A 20,047-nucleotide genomic window follows, 5' to 3' on the forward strand; every position below is an offset into this window, starting at 1 on the left:
AGAACCACTCTGTCCGTCCTGGAGGACAGTTCATGCAACACTATTTGGTTTTCCGGAAAGCAAAGGGGACTTTCCGCAATACATCTTTCTATCACTCTTAAATCATTTCATTGCTCTTGTGCAGACAGGGAGCCCTCACAGGGAAGCAGTATATTAAGGCGTCGATAGAAAAAGATATTGAAGGACATCAATGGCTAAACAGTGTGAAACCCCATTGAGGTCCTGTAGCGCAAAAAGGCTGGTGACCAAAAATAGTCACCAGCCATCAGCCTGATAAATCAGACTGCAACCAAAAAGGTCGTCTTACTTAACTTCAACTTCTGCACCAGCTTCTTCCAGAGAAGCTTTAAGTGCAGCTGCGTCGTCTTTGCTAACGCCTTCTTTAACCACACCCAGCGCTTCAACCAGGTCTTTAGCTTCTTTCAAGCCCAGACCAGTTGCGCCACGTACGGCTTTGATTACTGCAACTTTGTTAGCGCCGATGCCTTTCAGCACGACGTTGAACTCAGTTTGCTCTTCAGCAGCTTCAGCTGGGCCAGCAGCAACAGCTACAGCGGCAGCAGCAGAAACACCGAATTTTTCTTCCATAGCAGAAACCAGCTCAACAACGTCCATTACGGACATAGCTGCTACTGCTTCCAGAATTTGATCTTTAGTGATAGACATGACAATTGTTCCTAAGAATCAGAAAAAGTTTATACGTTAAAGTGCGCAAGAAAAGGAAGAGCGATTAAGCCGCTTCTTTTGCATCGCGAACAGCAGCCAGAGTACGAACCAATTTGCCTGCAGCGGCTTCTTTCATGGTCGACATCAGACGTGCCAGTGCTTCTTCGTAAGTCGGCAGCGTTGCCAGACGGTCAATTTGAGCCGCTGGGATCAGCTCACCTTCAAAGGCCGCAGCTTTGACCTCAAATTTTGCATTCGCTTTCGCGAACTCTTTGAACAGACGAGCAGCAGCGCCCGGGTGTTCCATAGAGTATGCAATCAGGGTCGGACCAACAAACGTGTCTTTCAGGCACTCAAACTGAGTACCTTCAACGACGCGGCGCAGCAGGGTGTTACGAACAACACGCATGTAAACGCCAGCTTCACGACCTGCTTTACGCAGTTCAGTCATTTTATCTACGGTCACGCCACGGGAATCCGCAACAACCGCAGACAGCGCGCCTTTGGCTACTTCGCTGACTTCAGCAACAATCGCTTGTTTGTCTTGAAGATTTAATGCCATTAGCTTGTGCTCCTGGATTTTGGCCGGAGAAGGATTTCTCCGGAACTCACTTTCACTTATCAACCGCAAAGAAGATAAGCGCTAAAACACGGTGAGCAGAATCCAGCAAAGACTATAAAAATATTCTTCAGGTTCTGTCACCGTCTACGCAGGAAAAATTAAGTTTCTTGCGAAACTCCTGCGGTCTTGGACGGAGGCCTGGATAAGGCCAGGCTCCAACCGAAAATTCTTTCTAATTCGTCGTCTTTCAAGCCGCCACTAACTTGGCCGCTTTCACTTACCTCAGACACACAGTTAACTATGCTACCGAGGATTCATTCATTTGCCGCCACGCCACAACTTGAATGACTCGATTAGACGTCCTGTATATTAACAGAACAACGGGCGTAAGATTCTAGACGAAACTAACGCCCGCGTAAAGCAACGAATTAGTTCGCTGCTGCGTTCAGGCCAGCCTGATCAACTGCAACACCTGCACCCATTGTGGTGGAGATGCTAACTTTCTTGATGAAAATACCTTTTGCCTGAGAAGGTTTTGCTTTTTTCAGCGCAACCAGCAGAGCTTCCAGGTTTTCTTTCAGCTTGTCTGATTCGAAATCAACCTTACCGATAGTAGTATGGATGATACCGTTTTTGTCGTTGCGGTAACGAACCTGGCCCGCTTTAGCATTTTTAACTGCTTCAGCAACGTTAGGTGTTACGGTACCGACTTTCGGGTTTGGCATCAGACCACGTGGGCCCAGAACTTGGCCCAACTGGCCAACAACGCGCATTGCATCAGGAGATGCGATAACAACGTCAAAGTTCATTTCGCCTTTTTTGATCTGGTCAGCCAGATCTTCCATACCTACCAGCTCAGCGCCTGCAGCTTTAGCAGCTTCAGCGTTTGCGCCTTGGGCAAATACTGCAACGCGAACAGAACGGCCAGTACCGTGTGGCAGTACAGTTGCACCGCGAACGTTCTGATCGGATTTACGTGCATCAATGCCCAGGTTTACAGCTACGTCAACGCTTTCTACGAACTTAGCGGTCGCCAGTTCTTTCAGCAGAGCAACAGCTTCGTTGATGTCATACTGTTTAGTTACATCAACTTTCTCACGGATCACGCGCATGCGCTTGGTCAGCTTAGCCATTTCTTAGTCCTCCACTACCAGGCCCATGGAACGAGCAGTACCTTCGATTGAGCGAGTCATCGCTTCAACGTCAGCACCAGTCATGTCCGCAGCTTTGGTTTCTGCGATTTCACGTACCTGAGCACGAGTTACTTTACCGACTTTCTCTTTGTTTGGCTTACCAGAGCCAGACTTAACACCCGCCGCTTTTTTCAGCAGAACTGCTGCTGGCGGGGTTTTGGTCACAAATGTGAAAGAGCGGTCAGCGTAAACGGTGATAACAACCGGAGTCGGAAGACCCTTTTCCAGGCTTTCTGTTTTGGCGTTAAACGCTTTACAGAATTCCATGATGTTAACACCCTGCTGGCCCAGAGCTGGACCTACAGGTGGACTTGGGTTAGCCATACCTGCAGCAACCTGCAGCTTGACGTAGGCTTGTACTTTCTTAGCCATGATAATTCCTCTATTGGGTTTTAGCGCCTTAGTTAAAAAGGCTCCCCGTGATTAATATTCACACGCTGAAACAGCGCATAAAAACAAAAGGCGCGAAATTATAGTTAAATTTCGCGCCTTCCGCAACCGGAAATCGGTTACTGCTTATACTGGCACTTGTTGCATACAGGCTGTTTCACCTGCAGCAAGCTACACAATAATTTTAGCCTTTCTCAACCTGCCCAAAATCCAACTCTACTGGCGTTGCACGCCCAAAGATGGATACAGAGACTTTCAAGCGGCTTTTTTCATAGTCAACTTCTTCAACAACACCGTTAAAGTCAGCGAACGGACCATCGTTGACACGAACCATCTCACCAGGTTCAAACATTGTTTTCGGCCGCGGTTTATCACCAACCTGCTGCAGGCGGTTCATAATCGCATCAACTTCTTTATCGCTTATTGGTGCAGGACGATCGGAAGTACCGCCAATGAAGCCCATGACGCGAGGCACGCTGCGCACAAGATGCCAGCTTGCATCGTTCATGACCATCTGAACCAGAACGTAGCCCGGAAAGAACTTGCGCTCGCTTTTACGGCGCTGCCCGCCACGGATTTCCACAACCTCTTCGGTTGGAACCATGACATCGCCAAACAGTTCTTCCATGTTATGTAACTTGATATGCTCACGCAGCGATTGTGCTACGCGGCCTTCAAAACCGGAAAACGCCTGAACGACGTACCAGCGCTTTTTTGGAGCTTCAGACATCTCAGAACCTCAGGCCAGTGATAAACGATACCAGACGGACCAGAATACCATCCAGCCCCCACAAAATCAGTGACATCACGGCGGTTACCGCGGCAACGATTAACGTGGTGTGCAACGTTTCCTGACGAGTTGGCCAAATGACTTTACGGACTTCAGTTCGCGCTTCACGCGCAAAAGCCACGGTAGATTTACCTTTGGTCGTCAGCAGCGCAATGCCGCCCGCCGCTGCGATCAGAATGACAACAGCCAGCGCACGTATCGGTAATGTAACGTCGCGATAGTAGTAGTTACCTACGATTGCCACGATCAGCAAAACGGCAACGACTAGCCATTTAATCGCTTCCAGGCCGCGCCCGCTCCCTTGAGCTTCGGTATTAGCACTCATAAACTAACCTGCCACCATAAATCAGAAACTGTTTTGCTTCGCAATACGAAGCAACCAAACCGAATAATGCTGTGAGGCGAAACCCGGCATATCCCTTCATCTTTCAAATCACAGCAGAATGATTGCCTGCCTTTACCCGGTTCTTGCACTAAATCTGCATATCCAGAGCATTCACTCACATTTGCTGTAACGTGAAATCTATTGGGTTCAACGCCGTGCGACAGAGCCTGCCTCAGCAATGATTATGATCTAAAATCACTGATGAGCCAGGTTCTATGTTACAGCGTGCAAAAAGGGCATCAAATGATGCCCTCTTCATGTACGTTGCGTCAAATATTATCAGCGATTAAGCGATAACTTTAGCAACAACACCTGCACCAACGGTACGACCACCTTCACGGATTGCGAAACGCAGACCGTCGTCCATTGCGATTGGGTGAATCAGAGTCACTTTCATGTTCACGTTATCGCCTGGCATTACCATTTCCACGCCTTCTGGCAGTTCGATGGTACCGGTCACGTCAGTTGTACGGAAGTAGAACTGTGGACGGTAGCCTTTGAAGAACGGAGTATGACGGCCGCCTTCTTCTTTGCTCAGGATATAAACTTCTGAGTCAAACGTGGTGTGTGGCTTGATAGAGCCTGGCTTAGCCAGAACCTGACCACGTTCGATTTCTTCACGCTTGATACCGCGCAGCAGAACACCAACGTTCTCACCGGCACGGCCTTCGTCCAGCAGTTTGCGGAACATTTCAACGCCAGTACAGGTTGATTTTACGGTTGCTTTGATACCAACGATTTCAACTTCTTCACCCACTTTAACGATACCGCGCTCTACGCGACCGGTAACAACGGTACCACGACCGGAGATGGAGAATACGTCTTCGATTGGCAGCAGGAACGGCTTATCAATCGCACGCTCTGGCTCAGGGATGTAAGAATCCAGGTAACCTGCCAGTTCGATGATTTTCTCTTCCCACTGTGCATCGCCTTCCAGCGCTTTCAGTGCAGAACCACGAACAACAGGCAGATCGTCGCCCGGGAAATCGTATGCAGACAGCAACTCACGAATTTCCATCTCAACCAGTTCCAGCAGCTCTTCGTCATCAACCATGTCACATTTGTTCATGAACACGATGATGTAAGGAACGCCTACCTGGCGACCCAGCAGGATGTGCTCACGGGTCTGAGGCATCGGGCCGTCAGTCGCAGCAACAACCAGGATTGCGCCGTCCATCTGTGCAGCACCGGTGATCATGTTTTTGACGTAGTCGGCGTGTCCCGGGCAGTCAACGTGCGCATAGTGGCGGCTTGGGGTGTCATATTCAACGTGAGACGTGTTGATGGTGATACCACGAGCTTTTTCTTCAGGCGCGTTATCGATCTGGTCGAATGCACGAGCAGAACCACCGTAGGTTTTAGCCAGAACGGTAGTGATAGCTGCAGTCAGAGTAGTTTTACCATGGTCAACGTGGCCGATAGTACCGACGTTGACGTGCGGTTTTGAACGTTCAAATTTTTCTTTAGACATCGATTGTCCCTCTAAGACACGGATAAATCGGTGATATCACCACATCAACCAGGCTACGCCTGAACAGTTGAATTTTATTCACAGAAGAAGAATCAGGAAGGGAGATAATGAAGTGGTGCTGATACCCAGAGTCGAACTGGGGACCTCACCCTTACCAAGGGTGCGCTCTACCAACTGAGCCATATCAGCACATCTGGAGCGGGCAGCGGGAATCGAACCCGCATCATCAGCTTGGAAGGCTGAGGTAATAGCCATTATACGATGCCCGCATCCTGGAACTCGGCTACCTGTTCTTTCTGTAGCATATGAACAGTTAAAAAGGTTTTACTGTTCGAGTCAACTTGCACTGCCTGCTGACTCTGACTGTGCTTGAGCTCAGTCTGAATATGGCGGCTGGGTAAGAATTACTCGTCACTTAACCCTAACCTTTCACATCATGCTCTACACGTTTCCTCGTGCTTCATAACGTGAAACTTCCAGAAGATTTTTCAACCTTCCCGGATGACTTATTATTCATCCGCTTTCGGTCCTTTACTACAGAACCAAAATGGTGGTGGGGGAAGGATTCGAACCTTCGAAGTCTGTGACGGCAGATTTACAGTCTGCTCCCTTTGGCCGCTCGGGAACCCCACCCAGTTACTTGATGGTGCCGGCTACCGGAATCGAACTGGTGACCTACTGATTACAAGTCAGTTGCTCTACCAACTGAGCTAAGCCGGCATCAAGTGACGCGCATTCTAGGAAGACCGGCCTCGCTATGCAACAAAAAAATTGCGATAAATGTTCTATCGCTTATAATTTGTGCAAATTGTCGCAATTTAACCATTAAACGCTGAAAATTCATCCAGGTTTGATTGTCTCCCCGAACTTTTACAACCGCATTTCGCCACGCCGATAAACGGTCTGGACTTTCCTACCTCGCTGCATAGTATATTATTTATGCAATAAGAGACATTTATTTACTCTCATGACGTCTGGTGTACCCGGGTTGTTGGGGCTGGTATAGAAGAAAGCCTGATGTTCTTTGGGTATATGGACAAACATCATGTCTATCGTGGCGTGACGAGGATCGCGAGTACGCACTTGCAGTGCTCACCTTATACTTACCGAATTAAAGTTGAAAAGTGCGAGTGCCGTTGTGATTGCATCGGCATATTTATTTTTTCCTTCTTTTTCTCGTCATACTGATGTTAACCTCCTGCGCACTGTTTTCTGAAACGTCCCTTAGTACTCGAGTTGAGAAATTGATGATTTTATTACGCATCCTCAACAGCAACGTGCTGACAGGAAAATATTTGCTGACAGAAGCATGCATATGAGTAAAAAAGATTCCTCGTTAACGACACCTTATTTGCAATTTGATCGCACCCAGTGGGCGGCACTGCGCAACTCTGTTCCCATGACGCTGAGGGAAGATGAAATTGCACGTCTTAAAGGTATTAATGAAGATCTCTCGATTGAAGAAGTTGCAGAGATCTACCTCCCACTTTCGCGCCTGTTAAATTTCTATATCAGCTCTAATGTACGTCGCCAGGCGGTACTTGAGCAGTTTTTAGGGACCGATGGGCAAAAGATACCCTATATCATCAGTATTGCTGGCAGTGTTGCGGTTGGCAAAAGTACAACCGCCCGTGTACTTCAGGCATTGCTCAGTCGCTGGCCAGAGCATCGGCGCGTAGAGTTAATCACTACTGACGGTTTTCTTCATCCAAATGACGTATTAAAGGAACGTGGATTGATGAAGAAAAAGGGGTTCCCGCAATCCTATGATATGCATCGTCTGGTAAACTTTGTCTCAGACTTGAAGTCAGGCGCAACTCAGGTGACAGCACCGGTTTACTCGCATCTTATTTATGACGTTATCCCTGGCGGGGATAAATTAATACAACAGCCAGATATTTTGATTCTTGAAGGATTAAATGTCTTGCAGAGTGGTATGGATTATCCACACGATCCGTTACATGTATTTGTTTCAGATTTTGTTGATTTTTCAATTTATGTCGATGCGCCAGAAGATTTATTAGAGCACTGGTATATTAATCGCTTTCTCAAATTCCGTCAGGGAGCCTTTACCGATCCAGACTCTTATTTTCATCATTATGCGCAACTCCCTGAAGAGGAAGCCGTCGGGATCGCTGCACAGTTATGGAAAGAGATTAACTGGCTCAATCTGAAGCAAAACATTTTACCAACACGGGAAAGGGCGAGCCTGATTATGACAAAAAGTGTTAATCATGCCGTTGATTGTGTTCGTCTAAGAAAATAATGTTATGTCTCAGCATGTATCCCTTTAATTCGCGTAGTTTCACGATGAAAATACAATCCTAATATATTTGGAAAACGTCTAAATAACGTTACAGAGCTATCCTGGGGGATAGATAATCCTGAGATGATTTTTTAGGGTAAATATCCCCCCTTCCTTTTCCCGCACTAAAACATGCCGTTAATGCTGAATTCATCCTAATCAAATTGTCATCGCTATTGATTAAGATGTCATAAATAGTGGATTAAAAGGTTTTATCCCAGCATGTGGTGGGAGCTCTAGTATCATTGCAGCTATTCTTTATTTTAATACTACGATTGAAATCCACATAATCAGTATAGATGGATGGCCTGACCCACATCGCAACTATGTAGTTCAGGCAAAGTAGGCATATTGTTACTCTCACGTGATCGTGGAACAACCGCTAAATAACTCATCGAAAAGACCCGTCCATGAATTTTAAGTCCCCCCTGTCCGCGGTTTTCATCAACCCTGCGACCGCAATGAGATCTCTCCGCCAACCCAAGACTTAAGTGCGCCATCCTGCTCAAGTAGCAATCCACCTTGTTGGTCTATCCCGCGTGCGATACCGGGTACTTCACGATCGCCAATAAGTAGTTTAACTGGGCGGTTAATAAAATTATCTAACGCTGACCACCGGTCAATAAAAGGTGCCAGACCTTCACGTTCAAAAACGATAAGAGTACTGCGTAATTTATTGATCAACTTAGCCGTAAGCGCATTGCGATCGATAGTGATACCTGCTTCCTCCAGGTTAATCCATCCCTGATTTACAACCGTAGTATCAGGCGCACGCATGGCCAGGTTAATTCCTGCACCAATGACAATCTGTGCAGCGTCACCCGTTTTTCCGGTTAATTCAACCAAAATACCTGCCAATTTACGATCGTTCAGGTAGAGATCGTTCGGCCATTTAACTCTGACCTCCTTCGCCCCTAATTCATGCAGCACTTCAGCCATTACAATGCCGATTACAAGGCTTAACCCCATTGCTGCCGCTGGCCCTTGTTCCAGTCTCCAGTACATCGACAGATACAGATTGGAAGCAAACGGGGAAAACCATTGCCGTCCACGCCGACCACGTCCGGCCTGCTGATATTCCGCGACACAAACATCTCCTGATTGTAAAGTATCCATCCGGTCCAATAGATACTGATTAGTTGAATCAATGACCGGGATAACCGCTATCCGGCGATCATCCAGCTGCGATGCTATTTCCTTCTCATTTAATAGATGAAGTGGAGCAGACAGGCTATAGCCTTTACCTGTCACAGTGAACACATCCAGCCCCCATTCTTTGAGCACCTGTATATGTTTATTAATCGCAGCCCTACTCATGCCAAGCTGCTCACCAAGCTGTTCACCAGAATGGAATTCACCGTCTGCTAAGATGCTAACTAGCAGCAATGGGACTGTATTATTTTTCATGCGATCACCTCAACTGCATCCTTTTCACCCGTAGCGCCTATAAAGCGGACCTCAGGCTCGAGCCAAACATTAAACTTCTCACCAACCTTCTGGCGGACATAGTGCGCCAGTGAGACAATGTCCTGCCCTGTTGCATGCGATTCATTTATTAATACTAAAGCCTGCTGACGATGAACTGCGGCTCCACCAATACGATGTCCTTTAAGCTGGCATTGATCAATTAACCATCCTGCAGCCAGCTTTACTGCATTGTCCTGTGGATAGTGTGGTGCATCAGGATAGTCTTGCAAGATGGTCATGGCATGCTCTTTGCTAAGTACCGGATTCTTAAAGAAGCTACCAACATTGCCAGTTATCTTTGGATCGGGAAGCTTACTACGTCGCATATGGCAGACGGCGTCATAGATTTGCTGGGGGGTGACTGTTGTAGGGTCGAGTTTTGCTAAATCACCGTAAGTCATTATCGGCTGCCAACGCTTCTTCAAATATAAGCCTACGGCAATAATGGCGTGTCCAGCACGGTAGTGATGTTTGAAGATACTATCACGATAGCCAAAAAGGCATTCTTCAGTGCTCAGGCGTGTTATTTCACCGCTATTTAATGTCAGAACATCGACGTATTCACAAATATGGTTCAGTTCAACACCATAGGCACCAATGTTCTGAATAGGTGCAGATCCTACACATCCGGGAATGAGTGCAAGATTTTCCAGACCGGAAAATCCATTCTTCAGCGAATATTCAACCAAGGCATGCCAGTTTTCACCGGCACCAATGTGCAAATGCCAGGCATCATCATCCTCTTCAACTTTGATGCCTTTCAGCCGGTTGATCGCTACCATTCCCGCGAAATTTTCCATAAACAGCACATTACTGCCTTCACCAAGAAGTAAAAAGGGGAATCCCGCTTGCTGGCTTTCACACCAGGCTTGGGTAAGCTCGTCAAGTGTTTCGACAATAACCACCTGCTGTGCAGTAACGTCGATCCCTAAGGTATTAAAAGATTTGAGTGCTTGGGTGTGGCTGGACATGACACGGCCTTTACTGATTTATCTGCATATAGTCTACCCGATAGTCAGCATGTTAGTCGTAACAATTATGGCGTGCTCAGAGGGGGGGAGGTGGCATTCCCCGCGGTTAACTCAGGAGCCCCAAAACAAAAAAAGCCCCCCGCTTTCGCAGGAGGCTTCTTTCTTTATTTGATGCCTGGCAGTTCCCTACTCTCGCATGGGGAGACCCCACACTACCATCGGCGCTACGGCGTTTCACTTCTGAGTTCGGCATGGGGTCAGGTGGGACCACCGCGCTAGTGCCGCCAGGCAAATTCTTTTCGTGACGCTCATTCTGCGCCACTGATTCTTTATCCGTTTACAAGCCGAAAATCTTTATCGTCTCTCTACCAAAACGCCTCTGGCGTTGTAAGGTTAAGCCTCACGGGTCATTAGTACCGGTTAGCTCAACGCATCGCTGCGCTTACACACCCGGCCTATCAACGTCGTCGTCTTCAACGTCCCTTCAGGACTCTCAAGGAGTCAGGGAAGACTCATCTCGAGGCAAGTTTCGCGCTTAGATGCTTTCAGCGCTTATCTTTTCCGCACTTAGCTACCGGGCAATGCCATTGGCATGACAACCCGAACACCAGTGGTGCGTTCACTCCGGTCCTCTCGTACTAGGAGCAACCCCTCTCAGTCTTCCAGCGCCCACGGCAGATAGGGACCGAACTGTCTCACGACGTTCTAAACCCAGCTCGCGTACCACTTTAAACGGCGAACAGCCGTACCCTTGGGACCTACTTCAGCCCCAGGATGTGATGAGCCGACATCGAGGTGCCAAACACCGCCGTCGATATGAACTCTTGGGCGGTATCAGCCTGTTATCCCCGGAGTACCTTTTATCCGTTGAGCGATGGCCCTTCCATTCAGAACCACCGGATCACTATGACCTGCTTTCGCACCTGCTCGAGCCGTCACTCTCGCAGTCAAGCCAGCTTATGCCATTGCACTAACCTCACGATGTCCGACCGTGATTAGCTGACCTTCGTGCTCCTCCGTTACGCTTTAGGAGGAGACCGCCCCAGTCAAACTACCCACCAGACACTGTCCGCAGCCCGGATAACGGGCCTACGTTAGAACATCAAACGTTAAAGGGTGGTATTTCAAGGTCGGCTCCACGCAGACTGGCGTCCACGCTTCAAAGCCTCCCACCTATCCTACACATCAAGGCTCAATGTTCAGTGTCAAGCTGTAGTAAAGGTTCACGGGGTCTTTCCGTCTTGCCGCGGGTACACTGCATCTTCACAGCGAGTTCAATTTCACTGAGTCTCGGGTGGAGACAGCCTGGCCATCATTACGCCATTCGTGCAGGTCGGAACTTACCCGACAAGGAATTTCGCTACCTTAGGACCGTTATAGTTACGGCCGCCGTTTACCGGGGCTTCGATCAAGAGCTTCTCCTTGCGGATAACCCCATCAATTAACCTTCCGGCACCGGGCAGGCGTCACACCGTATACGTCCACTTTCGTGTTTGCACAGTGCTGTGTTTTTAATAAACAGTTGCAGCCAGCTGGTATCTTCGACTGGCTTCAGCTCCGGGAGCAAGTCCCTTCACCTACGCGCCAGCGTGCCTTCTCCCGAAGTTACGGCACCATTTTGCCTAGTTCCTTCACCCGAGTTCTCTCAAGCGCCTTGGTATTCTCTACCTGACCACCTGTGTCGGTTTGGGGTACGATTCAGTGTTACCTGGAGCTTAGAGGCTTTTCCCGGAAGCAGGGCATTTGTTACTTCAGCACCGTAGTGCCTCGTCATCACGCCTCAGCCTTAAAGCACCCCGGATTTGCCTGGGATGCAAGCCTACACGCTTAAACCGGGACAACCGTCGCCCGGCTAACATAGCCTTCTCCGTCCCCCCTTCGCAGTAACACCAAGTACGGGAATATTAACCCGTTTCCCATCGACTACGCCTTTCGGCCTCGCCTTAGGGGTCGACTCACCCTGCCCCGATTAACGTTGGACAGGAACCCTTGGTCTTCCGGCGAGCGGGCTTTTCACCCGCTTTATCGTTACTTATGTCAGCATTCGCACTTCTGATACCTCCAGCAACCCTCACAGGCCACCTTCAACGGCTTACAGAACGCTCCCCTACCCAACAACGCATAAGCGTCGCTGCCGCAGCTTCGGTGCATGGTTTAGCCCCGTTACATCTTCCGCGCAGGCCGACTCGACCAGTGAGCTATTACGCTTTCTTTAAATGATGGCTGCTTCTAAGCCAACATCCTGGCTGTCTGGGCCTTCCCACATCGTTTCCCACTTAACCATGACTTTGGGACCTTAGCTGGCGGTCTGGGTTGTTTCCCTCTTCACGACGGACGTTAGCACCCGCCGTGTGTCTCCCGTGATAACATTCTCCGGTATTCGCAGTTTGCATCGGGTTGGTAAGCCGGGATGGCCCCCTAGCCGAAACAGTGCTCTACCCCCGGAGATGAGTTCACGAGGCGCTACCTAAATAGCTTTCGGGGAGAACCAGCTATCTCCCGGTTTGATTGGCCTTTCACCCCCAGCCACAAGTCATCCGCTAATTTTTCAACATTAGTCGGTTCGGTCCTCCAGTTAGTGTTACCCAACCTTCAACCTGCCCATGGCTAGATCACCGGGTTTCGGGTCTATACCCTGCAACTTAACGCCCAGTTAAGACTCGGTTTCCCTGCGGCTCCCCTATACGGTTAACCTTGCTACAGAATATAAGTCGCTGACCCATTATACAAAAGGTACGCAGTCACCCCATTAAAGAGGCTCCCACTGCTTGTACGTACACGGTTTCAGGTTCTTTTTCACTCCCCTCGCCGGGGTTCTTTTCGCCTTTCCCTCACGGTACTGGTTCACTATCGGTCAGTCAGGAGTATTTAGCCTTGGAGGATGGTCCCCCCATATTCAGACAGGATACCACGTGTCCCGCCCTACTCTTCGAACTCACAGCAGGTGCATCTTCGTGTACGGGGCTTTCACCCTGTGTCGCGCGACTTTCCAGACGCTTCCACTGATGCACAAGCTGATGATGGTTCCGGGCTCCTCCCCGTTCGCTCGCCGCTACTGGGGGAATCTCGGTTGATTTCTTTTCCTCGGGGTACTTAGATGTTTCAGTTCCCCCGGTTCGCCTCATGCCACTATGTATTCATGACATGATAGTGCAACGGATTGCACTGGGTTTCCCCATTCGGGTATCGCCGGTTATAACGGTTCATATCACCTTACCGGCGCTTATCGCAGATTAGCACGCCCTTCATCGCCTCTGACTGCCAGGGCATCCACCGTGTACGCTTAGTCGCTTAACCTCACAACCCACAGGCGTTTTGCAACGCATACGTGTCGTGATAATTTGAGAGACTCGAACACACCGCCTTCATTCTTTATTACGGAAGAATGACGCGACGTGTCGTTTCAATTTTCAGCTTGTTCCGGATTGTTAAAGAGCAATATCTTAAAACCTGACTCGCGAAAGTCAGCTTTAAGCTATTTTTTGATAACGTCTTTCACTCGTTATCAGATATGGCGTCCCCAAGGGGATTCGAACCCCTGTTACAGCCGTGAAAGGGCAGTGTCCTGGGCCTCTAGACGATGGGGACACGAAATTTGCTTAACCGGCAACCGGTAAGCAAACGGCAATGCAATTGCTCATTACATCTATCAGACAATCTGTTGTGGACACTGCGCCGGAAAGTATCTTCAGGTAAGGAGGTGATCCAACCGCAGGTTCCCCTACGGTTACCTTGTTACGACTTCACCCCAGTCATGAATCACAAAGTGGTAAGCGCCCTCCCGAAGGTTAAGCTACCTACTTCTTTTGCAACCCACTCCCATGGTGTGACGGGCGGTGTGTACAAGGCCCGGGAACGTATTCACCGTGGCATTCTGATCCACGATTACTAGCGATTCCGACTTCACGGAGTCGAGTTGCAGACTCCGATCCGGACTACGACGCACTTTATGAGGTCCGCTTGCTCTCGCGAGGTCGCTTCTCTTTGTATGCGCCATTGTAGCACGTGTGTAGCCCTGGTCGTAAGGGCCATGATGACTTGACGTCATCCCCACCTTCCTCCGGTTTATCACCGGCAGTCTCCTTTGAGTTCCCGGCCGAACCGCTGGCAACAAAGGATAAGGGTTGCGCTCGTTGCGGGACTTAACCCAACATTTCACAACACGAGCTGACGACAGCCATGCAGCACCTGTCTCACAGTTCCCGAAGGCACCAATCCATCTCTGGAAAGTTCTGTGGATGTCAAGACCAGGTAAGGTTCTTCGCGTTGCATCGAATTAAACCACATGCTCCACCGCTTGTGCGGGCCCCCGTCAATTCATTTGAGTTTTAACCTTGCGGCCGTACTCCCCAGGCGGTCGACTTAACGCGTTAGCTCCGGAAGCCACGCCTCAAGGGCACAACCTCCAAGTCGACATCGTTTACGGCGTGGACTACCAGGGTATCTAATCCTGTTTGCTCCCCACGCTTTCGCACCTGAGCGTCAGTCTTCGTCCAGGGGGCCGCCTTCGCCACCGGTATTCCTCCAGATCTCTACGCATTTCACCGCTACACCTGGAATTCTACCCCCCTCTACGAGACTCAAGCCTGCCAGTTTCAAATGCAGTTCCCGGGTTGAGCCCGGGGATTTCACATCTGACTTAACAGACCGCCTGCGTGCGCTTTACGCCCAGTAATTCCGATTAACGCTTGCACCCTCCGTATTACCGCGGCTGCTGGCACGGAGTTAGCCGGTGCTTCTTCTGCGGGTAACGTCAATGAAAAAGGTTATTAACCTCTCTCCCTTCCTCCCCGCTGAAAGTACTTTACAACCCGAAGGCCTTCTTCATACACGCGGCATGGCTGCATCAGGCTTGCGCCCATTGTGCAATATTCCCCACTGCTGCCTCCCGTAGGAGTCTGGACCGTGTCTCAGTTCCAGTGTGGCTGGTCATCCTCTCAGACCAGCTAGAGATCGTCGCCTAGGTGAGCCGTTACCCCACCTACTAGCTAATCTCATCTGGGTTCATCCGATGGTGTGAGGCCCGAAGGTCCCCCACTTTGGTCTTGCGACGTTATGCGGTATTAGCTACCGTTTCCAGTAGTTATCCCCCTCCATCGGGCAGATCCCCAGACATTACTCACCCGTCCGCCACTCGTCACCCGAAGAGCAAGCTCTTCTGTGCTACCGTTCGACTTGCATGTGTTAGGCCTGCCGCCAGCGTTCAATCTGAGCCATGATCAAACTCTTCAATTTAAAGTTTGATTTGCTTCAACTCGTGAAGCGATGCTCAAGGAAAACGTCGTAATGAATTTATTACGTGTTCACTCTTAAGACTTGATATTTTTTACGTCCGGAGACGTTGATATCAATCCTGCGAGTGCCCACACAGATTGTCTGATAAATTGTTAAAGAGCAGTGCAGTCAGCGGCTTCGCCTGCTGCTGCGAGGTGGCGTATATTACGCTTTCCTCTTTCAGAGTCAACCCTTTTTAAGGAGGTTTTTTCTCTGGCAGTTCAGTGTGTTCTGAACCTCTGACCCGGTGGCCTGTAAGCCGTTGTTCCGTGTCAGTGGAGGCGCATTATAGGCAGTTCCTGACGGCTGACAAGTGTTAAATGCAAAAAAAATATCGTTCGCACTATTTTTCTACAAAGCGGGTTATTTTGCTACGATTTGCTGGTTAAGTGAGCGAAATCCTGGGCAAAACGCGATACCTGAGCCCAATCGGTATATTCCACTTCTTTCGTCGCATCTGTTTCACCACCGGTCATCCGCATGATGAGCTGGATCATTATGCGATCAAAGAATCCATAGCGCGGATAACGTAGTGCTCCTGCAAATACTGCACAACAATCTGGCTGCCACGGTGACTGGAGCAGAAACTTACGCGTATATGCATTCGTTTGTGGGGAACGCTTCTCGGGTTTTCTGGCAGTAAGATTAACGGAGAAAAATCCTGTTACCCGCTCTTGTAACTCTGGCAAGTAGCGCTTAACAAATTTCGCCACCGCGGAATGAAAGTGGCCATAGCGAATCGAGGCCCCAATCAGAACGCGATCGTACTGTTCCCACTTCAGATCCTGAATATGCAAAATATTGAGAATATCGCATTCCATTTCATTACGAAGGCTAGTCGCAATATAGGATGCAATTTCACGGGTTTGTCCATCACGGCTGGAAAAAAGGATAAGCGCTTTCATATTTTTACTCTGATTATTCATTCACGCCAAAAGGTTGGGGTAAACAGGACTAATAACGTGAACACTTCAAGACGGCCAAATAGCATCGTCAAAATAAGCACCCATTTCGCCACATCATTCATTGACGTGAAGTTATCAGCAACCACGCCAAGACCCGGACCAAGGTTATTAAGCGTAGCGGCTACCGCTGCAAATGCAGAAAAATCGTCAACACCTGTCGCAATAATCACTAACATACTAAGGATGAAAACTAACGCATACGCAGAAAAAAATCCCCAAACTGCCTCCAGAATGCGTTCAGGCAAAGCGCGATTACCTAATTTAATTGTATATACGGCATTGGGGTGGACCAATCTCTTTAATTCACGTGAACCCTGTTTGAACAGCAGCAGAATACGAATAACTTTTAGTCCACCACCGGTTGATCCCGCACACCCGCCAATAAAAGCAGAACAGAGCAGCAACACAGGCAAAAAAAGCGGCCATCGTGCAATGCTATCGGTGGTGAACCCAGCGGTAGTGGCCATTGAAACCACCTGAAAAAAGGCCTGGTTAATGGTTTGCAGCCCCGTCTGATAAACGTCGTGGAAATAGAGGACGACAGTACACACCACTACCAGCGTCAGTTGTACCCCAATGAACATTCGGAACTCAGGATCCCGCCAGTAAACTCTAAGATTGCGCCCACTGAGTAAGGAAAAGTGCAAACCATAATTGCAGCCTGATATCAGCAGGAAGACAGCAATTATGGTATTAATCGTTGGGCTGTTGAAATAACCAATGCTGGCATCGTGCGTTGAGAAACCACCAATCGCAATAGTGGAAAAGCTGTGACTGATCGCGTCAAATAATGGCATCCCCGCTATCCAGAGCGCGACGGCACAGGCTACCGTCAGCAGCACATAAATAAGCCATAATGTTTTTGCCGTTTCAGCGATCCGCGGACGCATTTTATTATCCTTAAGCGGGCCCGGCATCTCGGCACGGTAAAGCTGCATTCCACCTACGCCCAAAATAGGCAATATCGCTACAGCCAGGACGATAATCCCCATTCCTCCCAGCCATTGCAGCATCTGTCGATAAAAGAGAATAGCTTTAGGCAACGAGTCCAATCCTACCAGTGTGGTAGCGCCTGTCGTCGTTAAGCCAGAAAAGGATTCAAAAAAGGCATCTGTCACGCTGAGGTTAGGCCGTTCAGAGAACATAAAAGGCATTGCCCCTACGCTGCCCAACACCGTCCAGAAAAGGACAACGATCAGAAAGCCTTCACGCGGCTTCAGTTCACTTTTCTGCTTACGGTTAGGCCACCACAGCAATGCCCCGATGACCAGCGCCATGAAAAAAGTTTGACTAAATGCACGCCCGGCGCCATCACGATAAATCAGCGCCACTAAACCGGGTACAATCATCGTTCCTGAAAAAAGAATAACCAACAAGCCAACGATGCGAGTAATGGCACGAAAATGCATTCAGCCGTTTCCTATAACCTGACAAAAAAGAAATATATATCCTAAACAGTTCAGATTGCAGAATGGCGGCAAGCGACTAAATCTCCCTGAACATCAATAATCATGCAACCAGGAGATAGCGACACAGCCAGCAATTCCGCAGCGTGAAGTAAGATGGATATATTATTTTACTGGAAGAAGCTGTAGAGCTCCCCGACTAAAGTCTGATAAATTTTGCGTGAACCCTGTAATTTGCGCATAGGGGAGCGCTAAATTTATCAAGACAACATCCAAAAATTCGCTGTTCAGAAGTTTACCGTCAAAACGTTTAATCATTCTTTCAATATCAGCTAATTGCGCATAATCACAACGTAGCTGAAACGTACGCATCGGTACTTTTTGCAAACGCGCTAGCTGCTTTAGTCCTGCTTGCACACCGCCGCCATAGGCTTTTACCAGTCCGCCGGTACCTAGCTGTATACCGCCATAATAACGCACGACAACCGCAGTAATTTCACCAATATTGTTGCCCATCAACTGAGCCAGCATAGGTTTGCCAGCGGTACCTGAAGGCTCGCCGTCATCCGAAAAACCAAGCTGCTGTGAATCATCAGGCGCGCCAGCCACCCACGCCCAACAATGATGCCGGGCAGCAGGATGCTCGTTTTTAACCTGCTGCACGAAGGCACGAGCGGCTTCAACACCATCGGTGTGCGCTAACAGCGTGATAAACCGGCTTTTTTTGATGGTGTCCTCGCTGATACTGACCGATTCAGCAGGAATATCATAGGCATCCATCAGGCAAGATTAAGATCGCGCGTCATGTTTTCAACATGATTGTCGTAAATCACCACATTATCCTCAATACGTATACCACCATAAGGTTTTAGTGATTCAATACGTTGCCAATCGAAATGTTGACTAAATTTACCCTCTCGCCATGGAGCCAATAGGGATTCAATAAAGTAGAGGCCCGGCTCAATAGTTAATACCATGCGTGGCTCAAGTACTCGGGTGCACCGCAGGAAAGGGTATTGCTGTGGTGCACCCAGATGGGTACCGTTCTCGTCCTGCATAAAACCAGCGACATCATGAACCTGTAATCCAAGAGGATGACCTAAGCCATGCGGCAGAAATGGCCCGGTCAGATTATTCTCAACCATTGCTTCTTCACTTATTCCATTCACGACCTGATGTTTAATAAGTAATTTAGCAATACGCTGATGCATCTGCTGGTGATAGTCGGTGTAACGCACGCCCGCTTTAAGCGTATCAATTAACGCCAGCTCTTCACCATTAAGATCGTGTACCAGACGGGCAAAGAGTGAATCCCCTTTCGCCGCATAAGTACGGGTTAAATCAGCCGCATAGCCATTATATTCCGCACCAGCATCGATCAAAAAGCTACGCAGCTGTTCCGGAACCCGATGCTCCAACTGGGTATAGTGCAGCACGGCGGCATGTTCATTAAGCGCAATAATATTTCCATAAGGCACGTCGATATCACGATGCCCCGTTGCGCTCAGGTAGGCAACATTGATATCAAACTCGCTCATACCGGACAGGAAAGCTTCTTTGGCAGCCCAATGTCCCGCAACCGCAATTTTCTGCGCTTCACGCATGCAGGCCAGTTCATAATCAGTTTTAAATGAACGGTGATAATGCAAGTAGTCCAGTACACCTTTTGGATTCACGCGTTCCGCAGTGATATCAAGTTGTGCAGCACGCTGCGGTGCCGGACCGATATAGACGATATCCTGCCGCTGGCGGGGCAGCAAAGCCGCAATATCATCCGCATTTTTTAGCTGAACAATCTCGATTTCATCGGTCCAGAATCCCTCAGGAAGCGGCTCCACGTTATGCCAGTAATCAACCGGAGAGTAAAACCACAGCTTCGGTTTATTCACCCCATCCACCCATAACCAACAATTAGGCACCTGCGTCACCGGCACCCACGCTTTAAATTGTGGGTTAACTTTAAATGGGTAGTGATGATCATCGAGAAAAACCGTTAATAGTTCTCCGGAATGGATCAACATGGCATCAAGCTTAAAGCGCGCCAACACTTGTTGTGCGCGCTGTTGCAGCGTTGCAATATGATTTTTATACAGCGTAACAAGCGAGTCCATTTATCTTCCTCCGAGCAACGAAAAACAGTGCCCGCATCTTATCACAGGCTGGCATAGGATGCCGTTTTGCCTCACTTGTGATCCTGTTAGC

Annotated in this window: 14 protein-coding genes, 5 tRNA genes and 3 rRNA genes; 1 reads left to right on the forward strand and 21 read right to left on the reverse strand. The window is 48.9% G+C overall.

Annotation, left to right across the window (positions count from 1 at the left end; translation table 11 throughout):
- Nucleotides 1-303: 303 nt before the first annotated feature.
- The 11 genes from rplL to J1C60_RS17255 all read right to left on the reverse strand — a co-directional run bounded on the left by rplL (nucleotide 304) and on the right by J1C60_RS17255 (nucleotide 6,177).
- On the reverse strand, nucleotides 304-666 hold the full coding sequence (gene rplL, locus J1C60_RS17205) for a 50S ribosomal protein L7/L12 (protein WP_128178939.1): 363 nt from the start codon (nucleotides 664-666) through the stop codon (nucleotides 304-306).
- Nucleotides 667-730: 64 nt separating this feature from the next.
- Nucleotides 731-1,228: a 50S ribosomal protein L10 gene (rplJ, locus tag J1C60_RS17210; protein WP_012772934.1), complete on the reverse strand. Its 498-nt coding sequence runs from the start codon at nucleotides 1,226-1,228 to the stop codon at nucleotides 731-733.
- A 428-nt stretch (nucleotides 1,229-1,656) separates the two neighbouring features.
- A complete protein-coding gene (rplA, locus tag J1C60_RS17215) occupies nucleotides 1,657-2,361 on the reverse strand; it encodes a 50S ribosomal protein L1 (RefSeq protein ID WP_128178938.1) in 705 nt (234 codons plus the stop codon).
- 3 nt (nucleotides 2,362-2,364) lie between these two features.
- On the reverse strand, nucleotides 2,365-2,793 hold the full coding sequence (gene rplK / locus J1C60_RS17220) for a 50S ribosomal protein L11 (RefSeq protein ID WP_128178937.1): 429 nt from the start codon (nucleotides 2,791-2,793) through the stop codon (nucleotides 2,365-2,367).
- 202 nt (nucleotides 2,794-2,995) lie between these two features.
- Nucleotides 2,996-3,541 (reverse strand): transcription termination/antitermination protein NusG, encoded by a 546-nt coding sequence (gene nusG / locus J1C60_RS17225; RefSeq protein WP_128178936.1) that lies wholly within the window; start codon nucleotides 3,539-3,541, stop codon nucleotides 2,996-2,998.
- Between the two features lies 1 nt (nucleotide 3,542).
- Entirely contained in the window at nucleotides 3,543-3,926 is a 384-nt protein-coding gene (secE, locus tag J1C60_RS17230; protein ID WP_128178935.1) for a preprotein translocase subunit SecE, read from the reverse strand.
- Between the two features lie 346 nt (nucleotides 3,927-4,272).
- A complete protein-coding gene (gene tuf, locus J1C60_RS17235; protein ID WP_154325460.1) occupies nucleotides 4,273-5,457 on the reverse strand; it encodes an elongation factor Tu in 1,185 nt (394 codons plus the stop codon).
- Nucleotides 5,458-5,570: 113 nt separating this feature from the next.
- Nucleotides 5,571-5,646: transfer RNA gene (locus J1C60_RS17240), tRNA-Thr, on the reverse strand.
- A 5-nt stretch (nucleotides 5,647-5,651) separates the two neighbouring features.
- A tRNA-Gly gene (locus J1C60_RS17245) sits at nucleotides 5,652-5,726 on the reverse strand.
- 279 nt (nucleotides 5,727-6,005) lie between these two features.
- A tRNA-Tyr gene (locus J1C60_RS17250) sits at nucleotides 6,006-6,090 on the reverse strand.
- Between the two features lie 11 nt (nucleotides 6,091-6,101).
- A tRNA-Thr gene (locus tag J1C60_RS17255) sits at nucleotides 6,102-6,177 on the reverse strand.
- A gap of 595 nt (nucleotides 6,178-6,772) precedes the next feature.
- Here J1C60_RS17255 and coaA point away from each other — a divergent pair.
- The gene (gene coaA / locus J1C60_RS17260) at nucleotides 6,773-7,723 is read left to right on the forward strand and encodes a type I pantothenate kinase (protein ID WP_128176716.1); all 951 of its coding nucleotides are present in this window, start codon (nucleotides 6,773-6,775) and stop codon (nucleotides 7,721-7,723) included.
- 483 nt (nucleotides 7,724-8,206) lie between these two features.
- Here the strand turns inward: coaA and birA are convergent, their stop codons facing one another.
- From birA to pepQ, 10 genes are all read right to left on the reverse strand, one after another.
- Nucleotides 8,207-9,169, reverse strand: a complete 963-nt coding sequence (gene birA, locus J1C60_RS17265; protein ID WP_128176715.1) for a bifunctional biotin--[acetyl-CoA-carboxylase] ligase/biotin operon repressor BirA — start codon at nucleotides 9,167-9,169, stop codon at nucleotides 8,207-8,209.
- Complete coding sequence (gene murB / locus J1C60_RS17270; protein WP_128176712.1) at nucleotides 9,166-10,200, reverse strand: UDP-N-acetylmuramate dehydrogenase; 1,035 nt, start codon at nucleotides 10,198-10,200, stop codon at nucleotides 9,166-9,168. Before murB ends, birA begins: the two co-directional genes overlap by 4 nt.
- Nucleotides 10,201-10,373: 173 nt before the next feature.
- Nucleotides 10,374-10,489 (reverse strand): 5S ribosomal RNA (gene rrf, locus J1C60_RS17275).
- A gap of 100 nt (nucleotides 10,490-10,589) precedes the next feature.
- Nucleotides 10,590-13,497, reverse strand: a 23S ribosomal RNA gene (locus J1C60_RS17280).
- 215 nt (nucleotides 13,498-13,712) lie between these two features.
- Nucleotides 13,713-13,788 (reverse strand) — tRNA-Glu (locus J1C60_RS17285).
- 105 nt (nucleotides 13,789-13,893) lie between these two features.
- A 16S ribosomal RNA gene (locus J1C60_RS17290) occupies nucleotides 13,894-15,435 on the reverse strand.
- The 16S, 23S and 5S rRNA genes sit together here with 1 tRNA gene alongside, the layout of an rRNA operon.
- Before the next feature lie 410 nt (nucleotides 15,436-15,845).
- On the reverse strand, nucleotides 15,846-16,379 hold the full coding sequence (hemG, locus tag J1C60_RS17295; RefSeq protein WP_128176249.1) for a menaquinone-dependent protoporphyrinogen IX dehydrogenase: 534 nt from the start codon (nucleotides 16,377-16,379) through the stop codon (nucleotides 15,846-15,848).
- A gap of 17 nt (nucleotides 16,380-16,396) precedes the next feature.
- A complete protein-coding gene (gene trkH / locus J1C60_RS17300; protein ID WP_128176250.1) occupies nucleotides 16,397-17,848 on the reverse strand; it encodes a Trk system potassium transporter TrkH in 1,452 nt (483 codons plus the stop codon).
- Between the two features lie 162 nt (nucleotides 17,849-18,010).
- Complete coding sequence (locus J1C60_RS17305; RefSeq protein WP_128176252.1) at nucleotides 18,011-18,625, reverse strand: IMPACT family protein; 615 nt, start codon at nucleotides 18,623-18,625, stop codon at nucleotides 18,011-18,013.
- Complete coding sequence (gene pepQ / locus J1C60_RS17310) at nucleotides 18,625-19,956, reverse strand: Xaa-Pro dipeptidase (RefSeq protein ID WP_128176254.1); 1,332 nt, start codon at nucleotides 19,954-19,956, stop codon at nucleotides 18,625-18,627. The genes J1C60_RS17305 and pepQ overlap by 1 nt, the downstream gene beginning before the upstream one ends.
- Nucleotides 19,957-20,047 lie beyond the last annotated feature (91 nt).

The organism is [Pantoea] beijingensis (assembly GCF_022647505.1).
Lineage (GTDB): Bacteria > Pseudomonadota > Gammaproteobacteria > Enterobacterales > Enterobacteriaceae > Erwinia > Erwinia beijingensis.